Source organism: Devosia sp. Leaf64 (genome assembly GCF_001421945.1).
Lineage (GTDB): Bacteria > Pseudomonadota > Alphaproteobacteria > Rhizobiales > Devosiaceae > Devosia.
The window spans coordinates 254,607-273,840 of record NZ_LMLO01000019.1 but is presented as its reverse complement, the minus strand read 5'-3'; the positions used below and the strand labels follow the sequence as shown (position 1 = coordinate 273,840).

Below are 19,234 nucleotides of genomic sequence, written 5' to 3'. Positions count from 1 at the left end.
CCCCCCCCCCTAAGACGGCAAAATCCCCGGCCGCACCAACAAATCCCAGCACGCATCGATCGGCACGACCACCCGATCCGTCAGCGCCGCCTTGTAGATCGTCTCGATATCGGTCCGCGCCGGCATGCTCGGGCATTTGGCCCGCAACACACCATCCGTCGCCTCGATCGCCGCCTTGGTCTCTTCGGACATCTCTGGAATGGTCCGCATCGGATCGGCCCCGATCTGAATATGCTTGGTCGGCACGCGATTGAGAATCCACGGCATCGGGCTCGTAAAATCGAGCGCCATCAGCGAGTCGAGATGCACATTGTTCTCTTTTTCGAAGGCCAGCACGGCCTCGGCCCCGCGCGCCACCGTCAGCACCCAGAACAGCTGGAAGTCGAGCTCGGAAAAGTACTGCCAGCTCGGCAGATGACCCTTGGCCGCCAGCGCCGCATAGGGCTCGGGATATTCGATGTAATGATCGACGAGGAGCTTCGCCATATCGACGATTTCCGGCCGCGAAGCCACCCGTTCCATATTGCGCACGATCGGCAGGTCGAGGCTTTCATAGGTCGGCATCACGACGACCGAGCGGATGGTTTTATAAAGCACGACCGAAACCGAGGGCACGCAGGCAAAGGCGGCCAGCGCCAGGAACAATTGCCGGCTCCGCTGCGGCGCGCCCATCAACCGCCCCCAGATCACGAGCAGCACAGGCCAGACGAAGATATATTCCTGGCTGCCGGTATTTTGCGTTTCGTAAAAGGTACCTGCAACGATCGCGACTGCCAGCCACCAAAAACTGCGGTCGAAGAATTTGACATGCTGTTCGCTCCCCGACAGCAGCGACCAGCCGAGCGTGACCGCAATGATCCCGAGAGGGAGTACGACATCGAGCTTGCTAGAGCCTGCCCCGAGGAAGCGGCCGAGAATGCCGCCTTCATTGATCCCGATCAGTTCGGCAATGCTGCCGAGATAGGCGGAAACGAAACCGGTGGTGATCTCTATGGCAATGAGCGGCACGGCAAAGATGACGGCTGCAAGCAGCACATCGGTCCATTTGAGCCGTCCGGCAAGGATGGCCACGAGCCCGATCATGCCCCCCGCGATAAAGGCGGTGATCTTGACCAGAAACAGCGCGAGCATGGCCAGCGCGCAAAACCAGGCAAGCTTGCGGCCCTGCTTGAGAAACAGCAACCCTGAGGTCAGCACATAGAGCAGTTCGATGCCGTGCCGGTTATAGATGCCGAAGCCATCAAGGCCCGGAAAGGCGTGGTAGAATTTCACATTGGCCGGGCAGATCGTGAAGATCAGGAACGGGATCAGCAGCGCAAAGGCCAGTGACACGTTGCGCTTTGCCACATCGGCAACCACCAGCGCCATCAGCGGCGCCGTCACGGCCAGCAGGCACCATTGCGCCAATAACAGCAATTGCGCATTGGGAAAGAGCGACAGGCCCCACTTGAAGAGATAATAGGCCAGCGGACCCACCGGGGCGATGAAGTCAACCGAAGGGATCTGCCCATTGGCGATCCGCTGCGCCGCGTCGATATAGAGATAGGTGTCCCAATACATCGGCCCTATCGCGATGGTCAGCGGCAGGCTTAGCAGCACCACGAGTATAATCAGCGCCAGCCCTAACCACACCAGCGGCTGACGCACTATCCCAATCAGCCCGCCTGTCCGCGCACGCTGTCCCATATCGATCGATGACATTGCTTTGCCCCTTTGTCCCCGGCAGGCAAAATACGGGTCCGGCGCTTAGCAAACCTTAATTTGCCCGGCAAAAGTGATGCCGTCGTCAAATACTGACAATTTTAACTCAAGTCTAAGTCTACGCTGCATTTCTATCTTAGGGAATGCTAGGCAAATTCAACAGCCACAGGCCTGTCGACGAGTAATCCCGGGTATGACCATCTTGCTCCAAGAACGTGAAGCAAGGCGCCGTCGGCGCTTTCGCTTGCCCAGTCGCGATGTGACGGCGGCCTTTCTCGGGCTTGGCGAAGGCCTCGTCGCAGGCTTTTTGAGCCTCGTTCTCATTCTCGACCACACAATGCCCGTGGCGCTCAGCATGGCTGCGGCCGCCGCCATCGTCTATGGCCTCCTCGCCGTCCGTGCCGCGCGCAAATTCCTCGCCTATGCGGATCTCCGCCAACCCTATGCCTTCCACGCGCTTTTCAGCTGGATCGCGGCATCAGCCATTGCCGGGCTCGTTGGCGGCGCCGTTGCGGATTGGGATTTTAGCCCCGGCCTCCTGTTCTGGGCCTGGTTCGCCCTCGCCGCCGCGCTGATCCTCACCCTGCGTATCGTGCTCTATCGCCGCCTTGCCCATATGATGTCGCTGGGCCAATTGCAGGTCGAACGCTTCGGCATCATTGGCGACGCGACCTCGGTCGAGCATCTTCGCGCCGATCCCCGCGTCTGGCAGCAGGGTGGTCAGGTCGTCACGAGCTTCGTGCTCCCCGAAGGTCTCGGCGGCGCTTTGCCACCGGCCAAGACCATTGCCGATTTTGCCCGCGACTGCGTCGACAAGAACTGCCAGCACGTCCTCCTCATCGGCGATCTCGACGATCTCGACGGGATCGGCAATCTTCTCGCCCCCTGCCGCCCCTTTGCGCTCAACTTTTTGCTCTATCCCAAGGCAAGTCTTGCGAGCCACAAGATCAGCCTCATCGACATCGTGCCATTGGGCTCGGGCAACTCGCTCCGCCTCCTCAGCGCCCCGATGAACGAGACCGGCCGCTTCCTCAAGCGCGCTTTCGATATCGTCGCCTCCGGCGCCGGCCTCATCCTGCTTTCGCCGATCCTTCTCGTGGTCGCCGCCGCCGTGCGCCTCACCAGCCCCGGCCCCGCGCTCTTCCTACAGGAGCGTCGTGGCTTCAACGGCCGCAATTTCCGCATCTATAAATTCCGCTCCATGCGCGTCATGGAAAGCGGCCACGCCATGCGGCAGGCCCAAAAGGACGATCCCCGCGTCACCAAAGTTGGCGCCTTCATCCGCCGCACCAGCATCGATGAACTCCCACAGCTCATCAATGTTCTCAAAGGCAATATGAGCCTTGTCGGTCCCCGCCCCCACGCCATCTCCCATGACGACGAACTCTCGGGCAAATTCGAACTCTATGCCCAGCGACAGCGCATCAAGCCCGGCATCACCGGCTGGGCCCAGGTCAACGGTTTCCGCGGCGATACGTCCACCCAAGACAAGATCGAAGCCCGCACCCTTCACGATCTCTACTACGCCGAAAACTGGTCACTGCTCCTCGATATCTGGATCGTGTTCTTGACCGTTTTCTCATCGCGCACCCGCCAGAACGCGCACTAATACCCAATTGGGCTTAAGCAGCGCTCGCCGTTAACGGAATGCTAACAAAACCACTGCTTAACGCCCGACTGATAAGCGCTTTTTCCAATCCCATTCTGCAATCCCGGTTTGGGGAATATTAACCACGTTGGGTCATGCTCGGATCGAATGGAATCCGCGATGACCCACACAGATCTATCCCCCCTGCCCGAGCATGCTGACGACCGGCGGTTCATCGCCAGCCTCGCCCCGCGCCTCCCGCGCATGGCGGCGGTCACGGCAGTCGTCGTCTTCGGCACTTTTGCCGCTATCCAGTTCATTCCGCAGACCTTTGAGGCCCGGCTCGCCGTCGGCCTGCCTGCCGGATCGAGCATGGACGAGGCCGCGAGCCAATTGCTCGACCAGCAGCACCTCGCCGAAGTCGTCTCCCGTCTATCCCCGGATATCATCGCCGAAATGCGCCGCAATGGCGGCGGCATCACCGATACGACCACGCTCCTCCGCCAGCGACTTATCCTCACCCCCGACGCCAAGACCGCTGCCCTCAAACTCGCCGCCCTCGCCGGCACCCCGGCTCGCGCCCGCGCCATCGTCGAAGCGACGGCAGCCAGCTATATGGCCAAAGCCGAACTGCCGCCGGCCCTTGCGCCCGAGCCCAAAATTGCCGAGGCTGCAGAGGCAGTTAAGCCCGCTCCCGGCGCGGAGAACACCGTCGAAACCCTGCAGCAGCGCCTCAGCCTAGCCTGGGAGGACCGGGTCAAACTCGAGAGCCGCGCCCGCCGCATCGAGGGCCTGATTGCCGAAGGCAATTACACCATGCTGGCGATGGACGCGGAAAATCTCCCCGGTCTCGGCCGTCAACTCGACGATCTCGCCCAGCTCGAAACAGAGCGCGACAAGCTCGCGATCACCTACCTCCCCAATCATCCGACCATGCGGACCTTGGCCGAGGAAATCGATAGCCTCAATTCCGAAATTTCCAAGGGCGTGCAACAGCTTGCCGCCCTCGTCACCGCCGACCGCGACGCCGCCCGGCGCCTTGAAGACGGCCTCCGCGATCAACTCGCCGCCGCCGCCAATGTCCCGGCGATCGATACCAGCGTCACCACCGGCTCCATCACCGGTCCAACGGAGCCGCAGGTCACCGCCCTGCCGCGCCCGGTCCGCACCGATCTTGCTCTCGGTCTCGCCGGCGGCCTCGCCTTCTTTGGCCAGATCGGTCTTTTCGCCCTCTTCCGCCCACGTCCGCTGGTCGAAGAGCAGTTCGAAGATCTTGAATTCATTGAGCCTCTCGCCGAAGACGCCCCAACCGAGGACCTCGTCGAGGAAGCCGAAGAGGCTGAGCCGGTTGAACAAATCCCACCCGCGGCCCCCCTGCATAATTGGCTGACCGCCGTTCCGGTCGCCGCAATTCCCGTCTCCGCCAATTGGCTCGGCGAGGCGGAAGCCGAAAAACCATCTCAGCCCGAACCCATCCGCCCCGCCGCCAAAGCTGCCCCCCAGCGCCAGGAGCAGCCCATCGATGGCGCCGAGGTCATCGCGCTCACCGGTCGCGCCGGCGAGGCAAGCATTGCTGCACGCCGGCTGTTGTCCAAACTCGATGACGAAGGCAAGCGCGTCTGCGTCGTCGATGCATCAAGCCGCCGCCGCGGCCGCGTCCCCGGCATTTCCGATCTCTCGCTCGGTCTCGCCTCGTTTGCCGATATCGTCCATGGCAGCGGCGCCGATGAAGCCGCGCTCGTGCCCTGGGGCCGTCAGCACGACCTCGACGCCCGTGCCCGCCCGGTCCGCATCCTGATCCAGGCCCTGGCCGAACTCTACGACGTGGTAATCATCACCCTCGACGCCGACGACACCAAGGTCGCCAGTGCTCTGGCCGCAATGGCCGATACCAGCCTTGATGCAGAAGCCGTTCTGCCCAAGCGCCGCCGGGCCGCGTAAAAATCAGACCACGGGGCCGGGACTGTCCGGCTCTTGCTTTGCCGGCCGGCGCGGCACGCCGTCATTGCCCTCGACGCGATCGCGGAACAGGGTTGCGCGCGCCAGGAGCATCAGCGTCACCGGCGTCGTCAGCGTCACGAAGAGAAAAATCACCAGCTCATGCAGCACCAGCCGCTCGCGCGTGATGGTGAAATAGATCGCCGAAGCCAAGAGGATCAGCCCCCCGCCCATGCTCGTCCCCATGGTCGGGCTATGGATGCGGAGGTAAAAGCTCTTGAGCCGTACCAACCCAAAACAACCGGCCATGGTCAGAAGCGCGCCAAGCACCACCATGGTGGACACTAGGATCGAGAGCCAGAGCGGCAGGTCGTCGATCATTCGATCACCTCGCCGCGCATCAGGAATTTGGCCAGCGCCACCGTGCCGACAAAGCCCAAGAGGCCGATCAGCATGGCGAGCTCAAAATAGATCTGCGAATTGTTGCGGATCCCAAGGGTGATGAGCAGCAGCAGCGCTACGACATAAAGCGCATCGAGCGCCAGGATCCGGTCCTGCGCGCGCGGCCCGATGACCATGCGATAAACCGTGGCCAACATGCCGATGCCGAGCAGCACCTGCGCAACGAAAAGGCTCCAGCCTAAAATGGTGACGCTCATGGGAAAATCTCCAGGAGTAGAACCTCGTAGCGTTGCTTCACCATCTTCACCCATTCGTCGGCATCGACGAGATCGAAGACATGGATCAGGACCGTGCTGCGCGCGCGGTCATATTCGAGCCAGGCGCTGCCCGGCGTCGCGGTCAGCAACACGGCGAGAATGGCGAGCCCCGTCTCGTTCTTGAGTTCGAGCTGCATCTCGATGAAACCCGCCTTGGGCGCAGGCCGCGGATGAAACAGCACCATCATGACCGCCAGGTTGGAGCGGATGATGTCGAGCCCAGCGACGGCGAGAAGCTGAATGAATTTGTGCGCCTTGCCGATCTCAACGCGTTCGGGCAGCACGGCGCTGGCGGCAAGCGACACGCCGATGGCGATAAAGCTGCCAAGGAGCAAATGCCCCAATCCCGCCGATTGCTGCAGGATCAACCAGAGCGCGAGGATGATCGCGGCCAGCAAGGGCTGTGGCAGGAGGCGCTTCATGACGCGGCTCCTGCGGGTAAGACCGTCTCGATATAGCCCAGCGGGGCATGGATAAACGCTGCCGTCTCGGCAAAGTAGGTCATGGCAGGCCCCGCTGCGACCGCCATCAGGACGCAGAGCGCGAGAAGCGCCACGATCGGCCCGATCTCGAGTATTCCCAGGCGCATCGTGTTGTCTTCGGGCAAGGAGGTCCAGAAGATGTTGATGCCGTTTCGAACCATCGAGATCAGCACGAAAAGCCCGGAAACGATGAAGGCGCCAGTGAGCCACCAGGTCGCCGCCGTCGGCCCGTTTACCGCGTTCAGCGCTGCCGAGATCATCGCGAATTTAGCGATAAAGCCCGAAAGCGGCGGCAGCCCCGCCATGACCAGAGCCGCAACCGCAAAGCACCAGGACAGAATGGTTGCCGCCGCCGGAATGGTGCGGCTGACCTCCTGGTCTTCGTCGATCGCTTCTTCCTCATCACCATAGAGTTCGAGCGACACGGCCAAAACCTGCGCTTCGGCCGGCAAGACCTGGTCGATGACATCCTTGAGCAGAAACAGCGCCCCCGCGGCAAAGGTCGCGACGACGAGATAGTAGAGAGCGCCGGTCGTCACCCCCGGCGAATTATAGGCCACTGCCAGCAGCAGTGTGCCCGCCGAAACGAGGATCAGATAGCTCGCGAGCCGGTCGAGTGCCTTGCACGACAGCGCCCCGATACTGCCATAGGCAACGGTCGCGATGCCGATGACGAAGAGCACGTTTTGCCCAAAGGCGACTTCGGCGCCCGAGCCATTGGCAAAGACCAGCGTCCAGAGCCTGAGGATGGCGTAAAAGCCTACCTTGGTCATCACCGCAAAGAGCGCGGCAACCGGCGGCGCGGCGGCCGAATAAGTGTTCGGCAGCCAGAAGTGCAGCGGCCAGGCGCCGGCCTTGATGAGGAACGCAACACCCAGAACGCCCGCGCCCGCCTCGAACAGGCCCCGATCCTCGGGACGGATTAGCGGTACGGCGCGCGCAATATCGGCCATGTTGAGCGTGCCGGTCGTGCCATAGATCAGCGCCACGCCGATGAGGAAAAGGAACGAGGCGACGAGATTGATGACGATGTAATGCATCGCCGCGCGCACGCGATTGCGGCCGCCACCATGGAGCGCAAGCCCATAGGAAGCGGCGAGCAGCAGCTCGAAAAAGACGAAAAGATTAAAGAGGTCGCCGGTGAGGAAGGCGCCGTTAAGCCCCATCACCAGCGCATGAAAGAGCGGGAAGAAATTGGGCCCGCGGCTATGCCAGCGTGCTGAAGCATAGGCGAGCGCGGCAAGCGAGAGGATGGATGTCGTCAGCACCATCATGGCCGCCAGCCGATCGGCGACGAGCACGATGCCGAAAGGAACAGGCCAATTGCCGAGCGGATAGACCGCGGCTGCCGACGTGCCCGATTGCGTCAGCACCACCAGCAGCAGCGCCGACACGATCACCAACAGGAAGCCGAAACCGAGATTGAGCCCGATCATCCGCCTATTGCTGCGGTGGTCGCCCATGAAGAGATTGGCGATAGCCGCCGCCATGGGAATGAGGATGGGCAGGATGGCGATATGGTTCATGCCGGTCATGCTCAGTCCCCTCGTCCATCGACATGGTCGGACCCGGAAAGCCCGCGCGAAGCGAGCAGCACGACGAGGAACAAAGCCGTCATGGCAAAGCCGATGACGATGGCGGTCAGCACCAGCGCTTGCGGTACCGGGTCGGTATAGTCGGCGATATTGGCGTCAGCTCCGGACAGAATAGGCGCGGCATCCGTCCGCAACCGGCCCATGGCGAGGATGAAGAGATTGACCGCGTAGGAGACGAGCGAGAGCCCGATGATCACCTGGAACGTGCGCGGGCGCAGGATCAGGTAGACGCCGGAAGCCGAGAGAACGCCGATGGCGATGGCGAGGGTCAGTTCCATTTGTCGAGCCCCACACGCTGCTTGGGCTTGCTTGAGCCTGCGGCCTTCGGCCGGCGGATGGACTGGTGCGCAAGGGCGATGAGCATGAGCACAGCCGCGCCGACGACGAGCGCAAAGACGCCGAGATCAAAGAGCAGCGCCGTCGCCATCGGCACTTTGCCGATCAGCGGCAGATCGGCATAGGCAAAGGCCGAAGTGAGGAACGGATGCCCGAGCACCATGGCTCCAAGCCCTGTCAGGAGTGCGAGCAACAGGCCCCAGCCGATCCAGAGCACCGGCAGGATGCGCAGCCGTTCTTCGACCCACCGCGTACCCCCCGCCATATATTGGAGGATGAAGGCCAGCGACATGATGATGCCGGCAATGAAGCCACCACCGGGCAGATCATGGCCGCGAAGGAACATGAAAAGCGCGATGACGATCACGACGGGGAACATCCAGTTCATGATCAGCGAGGGGATGCGCAGGAAATCGTCGGCCACGTGCTGGCTTGCCCCGGGCGCATAATCATCGAGCATGCGCTGCTGTTCTGGCCGCTCGGCACTGTCCGAGGCCGGGCGGAAACGACGGAGAAGACCAAAGACGGTCAACGCCACGACGCCCAGCACGGTGATTTCGCCCATGGTGTCAAAGCCGCGGAAATCGACCAGCATGACATTAACGACATTGGTGCCGCCGCCTTCCTTATAGGCATTGGCGAGGAAGAAGTCCGAAATGCCCTCGGGCGCAGCGCGGGTCATGATGGCGTAACTCGCCAGCGCCGTGCCAAGCCCGACAAGGGCGGCAAGGCCAACGTCGCGATAGCGGCGGAATCGCGCGGCGATCGGCGTCGCCTCGGCAAAGGGACTGCGCTTGGGGAGCCAACGGAGGCCGAGAAGGATCAGGACAGTCGTTGCGATTTCAGCGAGAAGCTGTGTCAGCGCCAGGTCCGGCGCCGAGAACCAGGCAAAGGTCAAACAGGTCGCGAGCCCCGCCCCACCCATCAGGATCATGGACGCCAGCCGGTGGAATTTCGCCTGCTGCGCGGCAGCGAGCGCACTGATGCCACCGACCAGCCAGACTAGACCGAGCACCGGATCGAAATTGCTCGGCAGCGGCAGATTGCCAAGGCGGGTCCAGCCTGCGCCGACACCTGCCGCGAGCGCCAGAAAGACCACGGTGAAAATCTGCGGCTGCAAACGCTGCGTGCCAAAAGCGCCGACCACATGGCGCGCCCAGCGATTGGTGGCCGTCACCAGCAACCGCTCGAACACGCGCTGTCCGCGCAGGCCACGGGTCAGCGGCACGCCATCGATATTCCGGAGCCTCCGGTAATAGGGCACGTAGATGACGACCCCACCGACAAGAGCAATGATGCTCATGATCAGCGGCAGGTTGAACCCGTGCCAGACCGAAAGGCTATAATAGGGCGTTTCCCCGCCCAGAACGGAATGCACCGCCGCAGCCAGAAACGGTCCGATGGTGATGCCAGGAATAATCCCGACGGCAAGGCAGAGAAGGACCAGAATTTCGATCGGACGGCGCATCAGCGCCGGAGGTTCATGCGGCACGACATCGAGCTCTGTCGGCGGCGGCCCGAAGAACACGCCATGCACGAACTTGATCGAATAAGCGACGCTGAGCATGCCGGCGAGCGTCGCGCCGATCGGCAACGAGAGGTTGACGAAGATATTGGGGTCGAACTCGGCCGTCTCGGTGAAGAACATTTCCTTGGAGAGGAAACCGTTCAGAAGCGGCACACCGGCCATCGCGCCACTTGCGATGATCGCCAGCGTCGCAGTGAACGGCATATATTTGCGAAGGCCACTAAGCTTGGTCACATCACGGGTGCCGGTCTCGTGGTCGATGATGCCCACGGCCATGAACAGCGAAGCCTTGAAAGTCGCGTGATTGGCAATGTGGAAGATGGCCGCAACAGCGGCCAGCGGCGTACCCATGCCGAGGAGCGTCGTGATCAGCCCCAGATGGGAAATGGTCGAATAGGCGAGGAGCCCCTTTAGGTCGCGCTGGAACAGCGCGGTATAGGCCCCGAAGAGCAGCGTCGCGAGCCCCGTATAGGTGACGATCCAGAACCAGAGCTGGTGATCATGCATCACTGGCCAGAAGCGCGTGAGGATAAAGACGCCCGCCTTCACCATCGTGGCCGAATGGAGATAGGCCGAAACCGGCGTCGGCGCCGTCATGGCGTTTGGCAGCCAGAACTGGAACGGAAACTGCGCGCTCTTGGTGAAGGCTCCAAGGAGGAACAGCACCAGCAGCACCGGATAAAGCGGGCTCTCGACGATCATCGAGCCCGAGGCCAGCACATCGTCGAGATCGTAGCTGCCGACGATATGCCCGATCAGCATCATGGCGACGAAAAGCGCGAGCCCGCCCGTGCCGGTGATGATCAGGGCCATGCGCGCGCCATCACGCGCTTCGCCGCGGTGATACCAGTAGCCGATAAGGAGGAACGAGACGAGGCTCGTCAGCTCCCAGAAGATCGCGAGCTGGATGATGTTGCCGGAGAGAACCAGCCCCAACATCGCCCCCATAAAGGCCAGCAGCAGCGAGTAAAACCGCGCGATCGGATCCTTGGGCGACATATAATAGCGCGCATAAAGCACGACCATCAGCCCGATGCCGGTGATCAGCACCGTAAAGAGCCAGGCGAGGCCATCCATGCGCAGGGTGATGTCGAGCCCGAACTGTGGAATCCACTCGGTGCGCGTGACCAGCGCCTGCCCATCCGCCACTTGCGGAAAGAGCAGAAGAGTAAGGATCGTGAGAATGGCGGCAACCGCTGCGGTGATCCAGACGGCGCCCCTGTTTCGTCTGCCCGGAAGGGCAAGAACGAGCACACTTGCCAGAAATGGCAGAATGCAAAGCAAGGGAAGGGCGAAGTCAGTGGGGATGGCAAGCAGGGGTGTCAGTCCTTTGGCTTCGAATCTCTACTCAAGGTATAGGGATGCATATCCGGCGTGAGAAGCTTAAATTGGGGTGAACTTGCGCGCCACTGTCTGGCGCAGTCGTTTCACGGCTCAGAACTGCCCCGGCCAGGACTATACTATCCCACTATAAGCCATGGAATTCAGGGGTTACGCGCTTGATTCAATGCCTGAAAGCGATGCTCGGGGGGACGACGATTTGTCGCCATCCCAAAAGCCCTCGGGGATAACCCTTAGCGGTTCTCGATCGAGACCAAATCCTGAGCGGCTAGGCTCGTGACGCTCTGGGCGCCAACCGTCATCACTCCAACAAGACCAAACAAGGTCACGACGGCAGCAACGACACCGGTGCGCACGCGCATGATCTGGCCATGCAGCAAGGGCAGCGTCGAAAGGACGAGAACGAGGATGACCGTCGGCGCGATCAATTGCTCTGCCTCGGCCCACCCGCTCAGTCCCAGGTCCCAAAGCGCCCAGGCAAGCGTCATCAGATAAGTGACGAGATAAGACCAGAAGGCAAGGGTATCGCGCTTGAAGAGTAGAGAGCCGGTGATGATCAGCCCAACGCCCGCAGGCAGATAATACCACGAGAGCCCCGAAACGAAGAGCCAGGCGCCACTCGCCGCTACCGGCAGGCCGATGAGAACGAGAACGACGCCCAGCGCCATCGGCCACCAGCCGCAGCGCTTTTTTCTCGACGCGTCCACGCGTTGATGCGTTCCCATCATTCGGTCTCCATACTTAACGAGAGCCGAACGTCTCAATGCCGCCACAGTTCCGCCACGCTTGGAATTTTTGCGCGAGCGCGATTAACTATCCCCCCATTAGCTCAGGTTACAGATGTCAAAACTGACCCAATAACCCGCCCTTGCCCCCGCTACAGCATGGTTAACGCATTTAGCCTAAATTAATGGGGCCGCAGTAAAAGGAAGTACTCTACCTTCCCCTTGGAACTGCGACGTGCGTCTGTCCGATATAAAAATCCGCAATAAAGTCTTCATGGTCGCAGGCGTTCCCGTTCTACTCGGTGTGGCCCTTGGCGGCATCTCGCTTTGGGGCCTGTCGCGCATGGAGCAGGCCGCCTGGTGGGTCGATCACACGACGCACGTCATCCACGACGCCGATGCCATCGTATCCTCCGCCGTCGACATGGAAACCGGCATGCGCGGCTTTGCCATTTCAGGCGAAGACGCTTTCCTCGAACCCTACACCGCTGGCAAGGCCAAGTTCGCCGACCTCGTCGACAAACTGCAGCAGACGGTCGCCGACAACCCCGCCCAGGTTCAGCGTCTGACCGAAGCGGAAGCCGTGATGACCGACTGGCAGACCAAGGTCGCGGAAACCCAGATCGCCATGCGCCGCACGGTCGGCACCACCGCAACCATGGACGATGTCGTGACCTTCGACGCCAATGCCGGCGGCAAGGCCTTTTTCGACAAGTTCCGCGGCATCATGCAGACCTTTATCGACGCTGAATCGAGCCTGATGGACACGCGTCAGGCCGATAATGACGCCACCGTCGACGCCACATTCTGGTCGGTCCTCGCCGGCATGATCGCGGCCGTCGTCCTCGGCATCGCCGGCGCAATCGGCATCGGGAGCAATATTTCGAGCCCGGTCTCGCGCCTGACCAAAGCCATGCGCGAGATTGCCGGCGGCAATTTCGCAACCGAAGTCGAAGGCGCCAAGCGTCGCGACGAAATCGGCGCCATGGCCGAGGCAACGCTGGTCTTCCGCGACAATGGTCTCAAGATCGCCGAGATGACCAAGGAAGAAGCCCGTCGCCTCGTGACCGACAAGCAAGACCGCGCCAAGATGATGGCCGAGCTTCAAAATGCATTCGGCACCGTGGTCGATGCCGCCGTTGCCGGCGATTTTTCCAATCGCGTCACGGCCGAATTCCCCGACAAGGAACTCAACACTCTCGCAGCCAGCGTCAACCAGCTCGTCCAGACCGTCGATAGCGGCCTTGCTGAGACCAGCTCCGTTCTCGGCAAGATCGCCGAAGCCCAACTGACGAGCCGCGTCCGCGGCAATTATCAGGGCGCATTCGGCCGCCTCAAGGACGATACCAATGCTGTCGCCGATAAACTGACCGACATCGTCGGCCAGCTCCGCAACACCTCCGGCGCCCTGCGCCAGGCAACCGGCGAAATCCTCTCGGGCGCCAATGATCTTGCCGAACGCACAAGCAAGCAGGCCGCTGCCGTCGAGGAAACCAGCGCCGCCATGGAACAGCTCGCCTCGACCGTCGTCGAAAACGCCAAGCGCGCCGAAGCTGCCAGCCATCGCGCCGGCAGCGTCTCGACCATGGCCGAGGAAGCCGGCACCGTCATGCGCGCCTCCAACGACGCCATGCAGCGCATCAGCTCCTCGTCGTCGCGCATTTCCAACATCATTGGTCTCATCGACGACATCGCCTTCCAGACCAATCTGCTTGCGCTCAACGCTTCGGTCGAAGCCGCGCGCGCGGGCGATGCCGGCAAGGGCTTTGCGGTGGTCGCCGTCGAAGTGCGCCGCCTCGCCCAATCGGCTGCCAATGCCTCGTCCGAGGTCAAAACGCTGATCGAACAATCCGCCGGCGAAGTCTCGGGCGGCGAGCGCCTCGTTGCCGAAGCGACGGAAAAGCTCAGCCAGATGCTGATCGGCGTCAAGGAAAGCGCCACGCTGATCTCGGACATTTCCCACGCCAGCCGCGAGCAGTCCTCTTCCATTTCGGAAGTCAGCACCGCAATCCGCCAGATGGACGAGATGACCCAGCACAATGCGGCTCTCGTCGAAGAAACCAATGCCGCGATCGAACAGACCGAGCGCCAGGCCGGCGAACTCGACATGATCGTCGATGTCTTCGAACTCGGCGATCCGAAATCCACGACGTCGCGTTCGGCCGAACCGCGTCAACAACCCTCGGCGCGCCGCGCGGCCAAAACTTTCCTGAGCCAAGGCAATGCAGCCGTCTCGCAAGATTGGAGTGAATTCTGATGTCGAGCTTTACCGAAGTCGGCGAACCAACCGGCGCTGAACTCCAACCTGTCAAAAGCCTTGCGAACCAGTTCGTGACCTTCACCTCGGGCGAGCGCAGCTTCGGCATCGACATCATGAGCGTGCGCGAAATTCGCGGCTGGTCTCCGGTCACCGAACTGCCCTCCCAGCCCTTTTCGGCCATCGGCGTTCTCGATATTCGTGGCAAGATCGTGCAGGTCTACGATCTCCAGCGCATCCTTGGCGGCCATAGCGGCGGCAATGAAGCGACCAATCGCGTGGTGCTCGTCGTTTCGCTCGCCAATCAGGATGTGGGCCTGCTCGTCGATGCTGTCTCCGACATCGTCTTCGCCCAGCCCGACGACATCCGCCCCCTCCCCGGCAAGGATCGGAGCACCGAAGACGGCTTCGTCTCCTTCATGGTCAAGATCCAGGATCGCCTGATCAGCATCCTCAACCTGCCGGCGCTCTTTCCCGCCGAAATGGAAAGCTACCACTGACCAGCAGGTTCAAAGTCCGATCCCATGCACCCCCGTCCTCTCCAAGGGCGGGGTTTTTGCATTTTACGGCGCTGCTCGTTCAGACCGCCGCGACCTCGATCGTCACATGCGACAGGTCGTGAATACCGGCCAGCCGTGCCTTGTAGACACTGATCGGCTGTGGGTTCGTCGAAACGAGCGAGACGATGGCACCATGATGGCCCGGCCCAAGCTGCCAGATATGGAGGTCCGTGATCGTGTCTCCATCCACTGCGAGGATCGCGCGGATTTCGTCAGGCAGGTCTTCGCCGCTCGGGATATAGTCGAGCAGCACCCCGCCGGCGTCGCGCATCAAGCCCCATGACCAGCGGGCAATGACCAGGCCGCCGACCACACCCATTGCAGGGTCCATCCAGTTCCAGCCGTAGAGACTGCCGAGCACCAGCGCCGCAATTGCGAGAACCGATGTCAGCGCATCGGCCAAGACATGCAGATACGCCGCACGCAGGTTGTGGTCTGCGGCGGGCGCGTGATGGTCATGGGTATGCCCGTGATCATGATGGTGATCGTGGTGATGCCCGTGCCCATGATGATGGTGCGAATGGTCATCGCGAAGCAACCAGGCGCAGACCAGGTTCACGCCGAGGCCAATAACGGCGACCGAGATGGCCTGCGGGAAATTGATCGCCACCGGGTTATAAAACCGCAGCACGCTTTCCCAGCCGATCAAGAGGGCGACAAGCGCCAACACCACAGCGCTGGCAAAGCCGGCAAGGTCGCCGAGCTTGCCCGTGCCAAACGTGAACCGCGGATTGCGCGCGTTCTTGCGGGCAAACAGATAAGCGAGCGCTGCGATCAACATCGCGGCGGCATGGGTGGACATGTGCCAACCATCCGCCACCAAGGCCATCGAGCCATAGATCGAACCAGCCGTGATTTCGACCACCATCATGGTCGCCGTGATGGCAATCACCAGCCACGTCCGGCGCTCATTGCGCTCATGGTTGTCGCCGAGGAAGAAGTGTTCGTGCGGGCTATCGAGGCGCGTAGCGGCTTCGCTCATTTCAGATAAGTCCCGAGAATCTGGATCAATTCGTCGCCACCCTGCCGGCGTTCCGCCTCGGAAGTAGGCTCAAGCACATGATGACGGATATGATCCTCCATCAGCTCTGCCGTCAGGCCGTTCATCGCCCCCCGCACCGAGGCGACGAGTTGCAGCACATCGGCGCAACCCAGCTCCGCCTCGAGCGCCCGCTCGATCGCTTCCATCTGCCCCTTAAGACGCCGAACCCGAGCAAGAAGCTTGGTCTTGTTTTCAATAGTGTGCGACATAGCATAGGGGGGTATGCTATATTTCGTCTTGGCGCAAGAGATCTCGACCTTGGCGCGCATGCGTTGAATTGGGAGTTTGCGGCGAACAGCCCCCCTCTGACGGCGGCTGGAGTCAGGCGTTTGGACAACGCGGCCGATCGTCAGTAAGTCATACGTGTTCACGAGCGATGATGACCGAGGCTTTCGCCTCGATCATCCAAGCCGTCCGTCTATCGTGAGACTAGCCAAATCGGCTGAATGCCGGGCGAGGGCGCATCTGCGCCCGCAAAGCGAACAGTGCCAGCGCCACAGCGGGAAATAGGGCGCCAACCCAACCCAGATCATTGACCGTACCGAACTGCAGCACCAATCCACCAATCAACGACCCTGCAGCAATGCCCAGATAAAGCGCCGACGCATTGAGCGAGAGCACGAGTGGCGCACTGGCTGGCGACAGGCTGAGCAGGTGGCTCGACTGCGGCGGGAAAAACCCCCAGCCTGCAACGCCCCACAGGAACACGACGCCAAAGAACACCGGTCCCGCAACCGTGGTTGGGAGTAAGGGCACTTCGGAAATGGCGAGTTGCAGCACCACCATCAGGATGACGGTGCCCAAGATGGTCCGGTTTGGCCCAAGGCGATCTGCCAACTGCCCGCCGATAAAATTGCCGATCGCCGCGCCGATGCCGAATGTCAGCAAGACTGCAGGCACCAGACTCTTCGGCAGTCCCACGCTCTGGGTCGTGATCGAGGCGAGGTAGATGATGATAACGAAGGCCCCGGTCATGGTCAGCCAGGTGGTCAGAAGAGCCGGGGGCACACCGGGCAAGGCAATCGCGGCAACCCGCTGCCGCAGCGACAGCGGCGCACCACGAAGGCCCGCGGGCAGCATAACCCATAGGGCGAGGGCCGCCACGATCCCAAAGCCCGCCACCATGAAATACGCACCGCGCCACCCGAGCGCGCCGCCAACAAAAGCGCCGAGCGGCGCGCCGAAAGCCACGGCCATGGTCGTACCCCCCACGATGACTGAAATGGCACGCGCGCGATGATCGGGCGATACGATGGCGACCCCGGTCGCTTGCGCTGTGGCGCTGTAAAGCCCGGCCGAGAAGGCCATGAGGACCCGCGCCGCCATCAGGTCAAAGTAGCCGTGCGAGAGCGCGGCACCCAAGGCGGACGCAGAAAAGACCAGCGCGGCCACCGTTAGCGTGCGGCGCCGATCGACTGTCCCTGTCAGCGCCGCGAGCACCGGCGCGCCAAACGCATTGGCGAGCGCAAAGACCAGCACCAGATAGCCTGCCTGCGTTAGGGACACGCCGGTTGACTCGGCGATCTGCGGCAAGAGGCTGGCGATGCCAAAACTTTCTGCGCCGATGGCGAAGGTGCCGACGGCAAGCCAGATCAAACGGATATCCATGATGAAACCCATAGTTCAAAATTCATTGAACCTTTGGACCTCAGTCACCAAACCTGTCAAGAAAAAGTTCAAAAGTTCTTGAACATTGAAAACGGTTCGAGGATGGGCTACGTGTCTGGCATGACCTTCCTTCCGCACCCCGACACCGAACAGATTACCTTGGCCAATGTGCTGACCGCCCTGGGTGACGAGACGCGGCTCGCCATCATTGGCCATCTCGCGCGCAACGAAGAAAATGCCATGACCTGCGGGCAGTTTCTCGATCTCGGCTCCAAGACATCACTCAGCTACCACCTTGCTAAGCTGCGCGAAGCCGGCGTGGTCCATGTCCGCCCCGAAGGCACCAAGCGCTTCGTGACCCTGCGCCGCATAGATCTCGACGCGCGCTTCCCGGGCTTTCTCGACTCGATCATCGCCACGACGCGCCACCTGCCCTTCGCCTGCCGCGATGGCAACGTCCTGACGAACGCACAGCTATCCGAGGCCGGCGCATCATAAGCGTAGAGCCGACTTCAGGGTCGCAATTGCAAAAGTGAGGGAAGAAAACTGGCGGAGAGAGAGGGATTCGAACCCCCGATGGAGTTGCCCCCATGCCGCATTTCGAGTGCGGTGCATTCAACCGCTCTGCCATCTCTCCGCGAGATCGAAAAGGGAGCGTTTAAACTCCCGGCCGGTCGATACGGGGCGGCTTATGGCATAGGCCGCGCCGGGCTGCAACACCCCTTGTTGAGTGCACGCACAGAAACGCGCGGGTGCTTGCCGATAACAATCTCGTGCTGCCCGATCTTATCGCGCGCTATCACGTTGAGGTTCCGTCAAATAGTGTCACATTCGAGAGAGAACCCGATGTTCACGCGCCGCTCTGTGGTTGCCGGTCTCGCCAGCTTGCCAATGGCCGGACTTGCCGCCAATCTCCTGGCCCCCACCTTTGCCTCAGCCCAGGATCAAACCATGCCTGAAACCATCGCCACCAGCGAAGGCGACCTCGTCATTCACCCAGTCGAACATGCGAGCCTCGTCCTCGAATGGGGTGGCAAGGTCATCTATGTCGATCCCGTTGGCGGCGCGGCTCTTTATGAAGCCATGCCAAAGCCAACCGCCATCCTCATCACCCATGGTCATGGCGACCATTTTGACGTGCCGACGCTCGAAGCCATCGCCGGCTCCGTGCCGCTTCTCACCAATCAGGACGTTTTCGACAAGCTGCCCGAAGCCCTCAAGGCCAATGCCAAATCCATCGCCAATGGCGAAGATGGCGAACTCGATGGCATCAAACTCAAGGCCATCGCCGCGCACAACACCACTGCCGACCGCATGAACTACCACCCCGTCGGCGTCGGCAATGGCTATGTGCTGACCCTCGGCGACAAGCAGATCTACATCGCCGGCGACACCGAGCCGACCGAGGAGATGCTGGCCCTGACCGACATCGACGTCGCCTTCCTCCCGATGAACCTGCCCTATACCATGACCCCCGACCAGGCCGTCGAGGCAATCAACACCTTCAAGCCGGGCATCGTCTATCCCTACCACTATGGCGAGAGCGATCTCTCCCCGCTTGAAACCGGCGTCGGCGACCACACCGAAGTGCGCCTCCGCAACTGGTATCCCAACGGGCAAGGCTGACCTTTCAGGCGCCGTTCAATCCCATACGGCGCTTGACTCTTCCGGCCTTTTTCACGATAAGCCCCCGATCCCACGCGCACCGGTCCCACCTGTGCGCTGGTTTTGTTTGAAAACGCTGCTCGAGGCTGCCGGCCAAAATCTTGGCCTACACCCGTAAAAACCGCGAAAAAGCTGGCATGAAAGCCGCG

General features: G+C 61.6%; 17 protein-coding genes and 1 tRNA gene. 6 read left to right on the top strand and 12 right to left on the bottom strand.

Annotated features, from left to right (window positions below; genetic code table 11):
- Window positions 1-9: 9 nt before the first annotated feature.
- Window positions 10-1,701 (bottom strand): hypothetical protein, encoded by a 1,692-nt coding sequence (locus ASE94_RS12550; RefSeq protein WP_062630666.1) that lies wholly within the window; start codon window positions 1,699-1,701, stop codon window positions 10-12.
- Window positions 1,702-1,945: 244 nt separating this feature from the next.
- Here ASE94_RS12550 and ASE94_RS12545 point away from each other — a divergent pair, with 244 nt between their 5' ends.
- Window positions 1,946-3,310 (top strand): exopolysaccharide biosynthesis polyprenyl glycosylphosphotransferase, encoded by a 1,365-nt coding sequence (locus tag ASE94_RS12545; RefSeq protein ID WP_162236090.1) that lies wholly within the window; start codon window positions 1,946-1,948, stop codon window positions 3,308-3,310.
- Between the two features lie 159 nt (window positions 3,311-3,469).
- Entirely contained in the window at window positions 3,470-5,230 is a 1,761-nt protein-coding gene (locus ASE94_RS12540; RefSeq protein WP_156352130.1) for a hypothetical protein, read from the top strand.
- A gap of 3 nt (window positions 5,231-5,233) precedes the next feature.
- Here ASE94_RS12540 and mnhG read toward each other — a convergent pair whose 3' ends face one another.
- The 7 genes from mnhG to ASE94_RS21280 form a co-directional block, all read right to left on the bottom strand.
- A complete protein-coding gene (gene mnhG, locus ASE94_RS12535) occupies window positions 5,234-5,608 on the bottom strand; it encodes a monovalent cation/H(+) antiporter subunit G (protein ID WP_062630663.1) in 375 nt (124 codons plus the stop codon).
- Entirely contained in the window at window positions 5,605-5,886 is a 282-nt protein-coding gene (locus ASE94_RS12530) for a K+/H+ antiporter subunit F (RefSeq protein WP_061908283.1), read from the bottom strand. Before ASE94_RS12530 ends, mnhG begins: the two co-directional genes overlap by 4 nt.
- Window positions 5,883-6,368, bottom strand: a complete 486-nt coding sequence (locus tag ASE94_RS12525; protein WP_062630662.1) for a Na+/H+ antiporter subunit E — start codon at window positions 6,366-6,368, stop codon at window positions 5,883-5,885. Before ASE94_RS12525 ends, ASE94_RS12530 begins: the two co-directional genes overlap by 4 nt.
- Entirely contained in the window at window positions 6,365-7,963 is a 1,599-nt protein-coding gene (locus ASE94_RS12520; protein WP_244484033.1) for a monovalent cation/H+ antiporter subunit D, read from the bottom strand. Before ASE94_RS12520 ends, ASE94_RS12525 begins: the two co-directional genes overlap by 4 nt.
- 2 nt (window positions 7,964-7,965) lie before the next feature.
- Window positions 7,966-8,301 (bottom strand): Na+/H+ antiporter subunit C, encoded by a 336-nt coding sequence (locus ASE94_RS12515; RefSeq protein WP_061908285.1) that lies wholly within the window; start codon window positions 8,299-8,301, stop codon window positions 7,966-7,968.
- Window positions 8,292-11,195 carry a monovalent cation/H+ antiporter subunit A gene (locus ASE94_RS12510; protein WP_062630661.1) on the bottom strand — a complete coding sequence of 968 codons (2,904 nt, stop codon included), beginning with the start codon at window positions 11,193-11,195 and terminating at the stop codon, window positions 8,292-8,294. The genes ASE94_RS12515 and ASE94_RS12510 overlap by 10 nt, the downstream gene beginning before the upstream one ends.
- Window positions 11,196-11,461: 266 nt before the next feature.
- Window positions 11,462-11,956 (bottom strand): hypothetical protein, encoded by a 495-nt coding sequence (locus ASE94_RS21280; RefSeq protein ID WP_210166237.1) that lies wholly within the window; start codon window positions 11,954-11,956, stop codon window positions 11,462-11,464.
- Between the two features lie 232 nt (window positions 11,957-12,188).
- On the opposite strand from ASE94_RS21280, the gene ASE94_RS12500 reads away from it, so the two are divergent.
- Window positions 12,189-14,210: a methyl-accepting chemotaxis protein gene (locus ASE94_RS12500; RefSeq protein ID WP_062630660.1), complete on the top strand. Its 2,022-nt coding sequence runs from the start codon at window positions 12,189-12,191 to the stop codon at window positions 14,208-14,210.
- Window positions 14,210-14,710 carry a chemotaxis protein CheW gene (locus ASE94_RS12495; RefSeq protein ID WP_061908288.1) on the top strand — a complete coding sequence of 167 codons (501 nt, stop codon included), beginning with the start codon at window positions 14,210-14,212 and terminating at the stop codon, window positions 14,708-14,710. The genes ASE94_RS12500 and ASE94_RS12495 overlap by 1 nt, the downstream gene beginning before the upstream one ends.
- A gap of 79 nt (window positions 14,711-14,789) precedes the next feature.
- Here the strand turns inward: ASE94_RS12495 and dmeF are convergent, their stop codons facing one another.
- From dmeF to ASE94_RS12480, 3 genes are all read right to left on the bottom strand, one after another.
- Window positions 14,790-15,752, bottom strand: a complete 963-nt coding sequence (dmeF, locus tag ASE94_RS12490; RefSeq protein ID WP_062630659.1) for a CDF family Co(II)/Ni(II) efflux transporter DmeF — start codon at window positions 15,750-15,752, stop codon at window positions 14,790-14,792.
- Entirely contained in the window at window positions 15,749-16,021 is a 273-nt protein-coding gene (locus ASE94_RS12485; protein WP_062630715.1) for a metal/formaldehyde-sensitive transcriptional repressor, read from the bottom strand. Before ASE94_RS12485 ends, dmeF begins: the two co-directional genes overlap by 4 nt.
- Before the next feature lie 220 nt (window positions 16,022-16,241).
- Window positions 16,242-17,420, bottom strand: coding sequence for an MFS transporter (locus tag ASE94_RS12480; protein WP_062630714.1), 1,179 nt, complete (start codon window positions 17,418-17,420; stop codon window positions 16,242-16,244).
- Window positions 17,421-17,540: 120 nt separating this feature from the next.
- Between ASE94_RS12480 and ASE94_RS12475 the strand changes: the two genes are divergently transcribed.
- On the top strand, window positions 17,541-17,918 hold the full coding sequence (locus tag ASE94_RS12475; protein ID WP_082461196.1) for a helix-turn-helix transcriptional regulator: 378 nt from the start codon (window positions 17,541-17,543) through the stop codon (window positions 17,916-17,918).
- A gap of 49 nt (window positions 17,919-17,967) precedes the next feature.
- On the opposite strand, the gene ASE94_RS12470 is transcribed toward ASE94_RS12475, so the two are convergent.
- Window positions 17,968-18,057, bottom strand: a tRNA-Ser gene (locus ASE94_RS12470).
- A gap of 209 nt (window positions 18,058-18,266) precedes the next feature.
- On the opposite strand from ASE94_RS12470, the gene ASE94_RS12465 reads away from it, so the two are divergent.
- Window positions 18,267-19,046, top strand: a complete 780-nt coding sequence (locus ASE94_RS12465; RefSeq protein WP_062630658.1) for an MBL fold metallo-hydrolase — start codon at window positions 18,267-18,269, stop codon at window positions 19,044-19,046.
- The last annotated feature ends 188 nt before the right edge of the window (window positions 19,047-19,234 follow it).